The organism is uncultured Acetatifactor sp. (genome assembly GCF_948601915.1).
Classification (GTDB): Bacteria; Bacillota; Clostridia; order Lachnospirales; family Lachnospiraceae; genus Acetatifactor.
Window position 1 is genome coordinate 1 of record NZ_CAPDXS010000104.1, and the last position, 4,582, is coordinate 4,582.

The 4,582-nt window shown below is 56.4% G+C and carries 5 protein-coding genes and 1 tRNA gene; 2 read left to right on the forward strand and 4 right to left on the reverse strand.

The annotated features are described in order from the left end of the window. Positions 1 to 354: 354 nt before the first annotated feature. Both Q2B33_RS16580 and Q2B33_RS16585 read left to right on the forward strand, forming a co-directional pair. Positions 355 to 702, forward strand: coding sequence for a hypothetical protein (locus Q2B33_RS16580; RefSeq protein WP_300572294.1), 348 nt, complete (start codon positions 355 to 357; stop codon positions 700 to 702). A gap of 62 nt (positions 703 to 764) precedes the next feature. Then, positions 765 to 1,115, forward strand: a complete 351-nt coding sequence (locus tag Q2B33_RS16585) for a tyrosine-type recombinase/integrase (RefSeq protein WP_300572296.1) — start codon at positions 765 to 767, stop codon at positions 1,113 to 1,115. 148 nt (positions 1,116 to 1,263) lie between these two features. On the opposite strand, the gene Q2B33_RS16590 is transcribed toward Q2B33_RS16585, so the two are convergent. The 4 genes from Q2B33_RS16590 to Q2B33_RS16605 all read right to left on the reverse strand — a co-directional run bounded on the left by Q2B33_RS16590 (position 1,264) and on the right by Q2B33_RS16605 (position 4,450). After that, positions 1,264 to 1,336 (reverse strand) — tRNA-Lys (locus Q2B33_RS16590). 123 nt (positions 1,337 to 1,459) lie between these two features. Beyond that, positions 1,460 to 2,122 carry a DUF6709 family protein gene (locus Q2B33_RS16595; RefSeq protein WP_296470431.1) on the reverse strand — a complete coding sequence of 221 codons (663 nt, stop codon included), beginning with the start codon at positions 2,120 to 2,122 and terminating at the stop codon, positions 1,460 to 1,462. 80 nt (positions 2,123 to 2,202) lie between these two features. Beyond that, positions 2,203 to 3,129 carry a hypothetical protein gene (locus Q2B33_RS16600; protein ID WP_300572292.1) on the reverse strand — a complete coding sequence of 309 codons (927 nt, stop codon included), beginning with the start codon at positions 3,127 to 3,129 and terminating at the stop codon, positions 2,203 to 2,205. Between the two features lie 118 nt (positions 3,130 to 3,247). Then, complete coding sequence (locus tag Q2B33_RS16605; protein WP_300572290.1) at positions 3,248 to 4,450, reverse strand: class I SAM-dependent rRNA methyltransferase; 1,203 nt, start codon at positions 4,448 to 4,450, stop codon at positions 3,248 to 3,250. Positions 4,451 to 4,582 lie beyond the last annotated feature (132 nt).

Below are 4,582 nucleotides of genomic sequence, written 5' to 3' on the forward strand. Positions count from 1 at the left end.
TCTCTGATGATGGTTCCCTGATGTGGTACTACTTTTGGGGGTCATCTAGGGATAAGTAAGCCGCCCTGTTCCTTGGCCGGATAGGCGGCTTACTTATCAGCTAACCATATTCGCCGGGACGGATAGGCTCAATCTATCTTCCGGCTGTCTTGCTAAGCATATTATATACCATGCTGTGGAAACTTTCAAGCAAAACTTGAAAAGCCGCCCGGTGTTACCAGCACCGGACGGCCTAAGTTATATCCCAAAAGGATACTATCCTGCAAGGACATTGTATCATTTCCGGGAGCAGCCTGCAAGCGATATTTTCGCTTGGCTGTTATTTTTATACTCATTTTTAAAGGAGGGGCTGCCATGGCGACAGCAAAATACCCCAAAGGAAAGGATGGTTACTTCCAGGCAAAGGTCTGGGACGGCACCTATACGGAAAATGGCGTAAAGCACCGTGTGACCGTCCGGACGAAAAAGTCCTGCCGGGCTCTGGAGGAAATGGTCAGGGAGATGGAGGAGAAGGTCAGGAACCGGGACATCCTGAAGGAATCCAAGGCCTCCGTTCAGGAATACGCCAGGACATGGCTGGAGATCTACAAGCACGATGTGGAGCTGAACACGAAAGCTATGTACCGCCGCATCATAGATGTCCATATGGACATCCTTAAATCCGTCCCCATCTCTTCCATCCGGAAGACGGACGTAAGATAGATAAATCCCTTGCCTTTGATGAGAATACGCCCTATATCAAGTCCACGAAGAGCCAGAACGGCATCCACGAAGTACCGATACCGTCCAACGTGCTTCCTTTCCTCCAGGAGTACTGCCGCTGCCTGAACCGCTCCAGGCTGTTCTGTACTGCTGGGAAGGATATCATGACCAAAAGCTCCTATATCAAGCTCTGGGCCGGCATCCGGCAGAAGATGGAGTCCCCGGATCTGACCGCGCACATCTTTCGTCACAACTACTGCACGAACCTGTGCTACCAGATACCCACCGTTTCCATCAAAAAGATTGCGGAGCTGCTGGGCGACAACGAGAAGATGGTCATAGAGGTATACAACCATATCATCCTGGACAAGGAAGATGCCCAGAAAGCCGTAGAACTGGCGCTCAACGCCTGAAAAAAGTGAGACATCTATAACCATGCACATGAAATTACATAAGCTTACATCGCGCAGATGCCCGCAAGCCCAGATTCCATGCGGTTTTCCAGACGCAAAAAAAGAACCGTCCCCAAGGCTCATATGTCCTCAAAAACAGTCCTTCCAGTGCGCCACCAGGGGCTCGAACCCTGGACACCCTGATTAAGAGTCAGGTGCTCTACCAACTGAGCTAGTGGCGCATCTCTTATGTGCCATACCGCTTTCGCTGTATGTGTCTCTCACAAGAACAAGATAGATTATATTATATTCCGCGCATAAATGCAAGTGTTTTTTGCAAATTTTTTAAAAAAATTTAAAATTTCTTATTTTCCTGTTTCTTTTCGCAAATGGCGCTTCCGAAGGGACAGGTATAGAATCAGGAGAAGGATTCCGGAAGTCAGCAGAATCATGCCCACCGGCGCGTAGATTCTGGCCCTGTGGAACGCCTCGGCGGCATCCCGAATCAAAAGCGGCTCCCCCATGGCGTCCGCCTCCTCCTGGGAATAGCCCAGCACATCCACCAGATATTCCGACAGCAGATACGGAAGCCTTCCCTTGGCCTTCGCCACATAGCCCTCCAGCGCCACCGCGGCGTCAGGTAGGCTTCCGTCCGCAGCGTACTCCCAGGTCTCCTCCCAGAGCGCTTCCACAGCCTCCTGGCGCTGGGCCGGAACGCCCAGGATCAGCATCCCGTCCGCGGAGGGCAGCGCGTAATAGAATTCGCTGGCGTCCCCGCCCTCGGAATCCGACAGGTTCGCGAAGCAGTCATAGACATAGGGCACCCGCCCCGTCACATGCATCCCCTCCCTGGCACCGCCGTTTTCCATCAGCAGCGCTATATCTGTCCCCGGCTTCGCCGCCGTCCAGAACTTCCCGCCGTTCGCCACCAGGAGCAGGAGCCCCGCCACCCACAGGCTGCCGATCACGACGCCCACGATCGTCTTGCCCAAATCCTTTTTCCAGTCTTCCTTCCAGTTGGCCGCCATCCTCATCCCTCCGCTTTGTATCTCCCCGAATCCCCTGAAATATCTGCCAAAAATCCCAATCTAAGCCCCGCCCCCCGGCGCTACCCTCCAAACCCGCCGAAAGTCTCCTGAACCCATGTCCGGATATTCGATAACACATTTATGGTATCTTGGCTTGCCAGGTTCGTGGGAATCGTCAGGCTTCCGCCCTCCTGTGGCATCAACGTCACAGAAAGGCTCTTCACGCCCTGCATCCCCTCCCGGAGCTTCCCCGCCTTGGGCAGCGCCTTCTCCAGCCAGGGAAGCAGCCTGCCTGCCCTGGCAAGGGCCTGTGCCGGGTCCTGTATTTGGAGCCGCATCATTGCGCCGCCCCCGTCGGCTACATCGAAGCCAAGGCTCATCTGCTCCCGCTCCAGCGCGAAGCTGTATCCGTTCCCGCTCTTCTCCCTGGCCATGACGGCCAGCAGCAGGAAATACTCCCCTGCCCCGATCTCCTTCTCAGGCGCAGGCAGGCGCATGTCCCCGATTCCGCTCAGGTCCGCGCCGAAGAGCTGTTCCACCTGCTCCAGGGTCATATACAGCGTCTCCTCCTGCCTGGGCATCAGATAATCCAGCAGCCCAAGCTTTTCCGTCAGATTGCCGCGGATGGCGCTGTACAGCATGGTCTCGTTTATGACGCTCATGTCGTCGCTTAAATACAACTCTATCAGCGGCTCCGTCCTGCCGTCCGGACAGATCAGCAGATGGACCTTTCCCTCCATCGCGCTCCCCTCTATGGAAAGCCGGTACATGGCATCCTCCGGTATTCCCGTAAGCTTGGCCAGCATCCCCAGCATCTTCTCCTGCTCCCGGGGCACCGCATCCCTGTCCAGCTCCACCTCCAGCACAAAGGCCTTGCAGGGCAACTCCATCTCATCCCCCAGGGCCTTTGCGGCCTTCCATGCGGGATAGAGATACAGCCCCGCCCCTGCCACCGCGGCCAACAGCAGGAAAAGCACTGTCCGCAAAATGAATTTTCCTATCCTCATAGCCTGGTTCCTTCCCATGCTCCCGCTCCTCCGGGCTTCCGGTCTCCCTCTCTCGGCTCCGCAGCCTCTCCTCCGGGCCAAACTCAGGAGCCCTTTTGCTCCATGTCCGCCGCGCGGCTCAGCGTTCGCCAATCACCTGAAAAACGTAGAACTTCAGATAATACGACTGGTCTGCCGCCCAGAGGATTGGATGGTCAGGCCCCTGTGTGCGGAATTCCACCTGCCGAAGCCTCCTATGGGCCCCTGCCGCAGCCTCCCGGATGGTCTTGGCGAACAGCTCCGGCTCCATGAAATGGGAACAGGAGCAGGTGGCCAGGAAGCCGCCGTCCTGCACCAGCCTCATGCCCCGGAGATTGATCTCCCGATAGCCCTTTGCCGCATTCTTCACGGAATTCCGCGACTTCGTAAACGCGGGAGGGTCCAGGATGACCACGTCGTACCGCTCCCCCTGCCGCTCCAGCCGCGGCAGCAGTTCGAACACGTCCGCGCATTCGAACCGCACCCTCTCCTCCAGGCCGTTGAGCCTGGCGTTCTCCCTGGCCTGCTCCACGGCAAGCTGCGAGGCGTCCACCCCCAGCACGCTCTCCGCCCCGGCCATGCCGGCGTTCAGGGCGAAAGATCCCGTGTGGGTAAAGCAGTCCAGCACCTTCTTCCCTTTGCAGAGCCTCCCCACCGCGGCCCTGTTGTTCTTCTGGTCCAGGAAAAAGCCTGTCTTCTGTCCGTCCTCCACGTCCACCATGTACCGGACGCCGTTCTCCACGATCTCCACCTTGGTGTCGAAGGGCTCCCCGAGAAAGCCTTTGACCCGCTCCATGCCCTCCTGGAGGCGCACCTTGGCGTCGCTGCGCTCATAGACGCCCCGGATATGGATGCCGTCCTCCGCCAGCACCTTTTTCAGCGCCTCCACAATCACGCCCTTCCACCGGTCTATCCCCAGCGCCAGGGACTCCACCACCAGCACGTCGGCGAATTTGTCCACCACGATGCCCGGCAGGAAATCCGCCTCCCCGAATATCAGGCGGCAGCTGGAGGTGTCGATGGTCTGCCTGCGGTACTCCCAGGCGTCCCGGACGCGCCTCTCCATAAAGCTTTCGTCTATGACGGCATCCTTTTTGCGGGACAGCATCCGCAGGGTGATTTTGGACTTCCTGTTGATGTAGCCGCAGCCCATGCAGTATCCGTCGAAATCACGGACTTCTACTATATCTCCGTCTTCAAATTCTCCTGCGACGGAGGCGATCTCATTGTCGTACACCCACATGCCGCCGGCCTTCAGGGTGCGTCCCTCCCCCTTTTTCAAAGTCACGATTGCCTCGTACATTCCCGTCCTCTTTCCCTAAAAATATTATTTCTGAAATATTTCTTACATAATATCCTTTTTCCTCTTGACAAGCAAGCTTTTTTTATTTATTATTTTAATGTTATCAGTTGTACTTCCTTATCAGATATATCG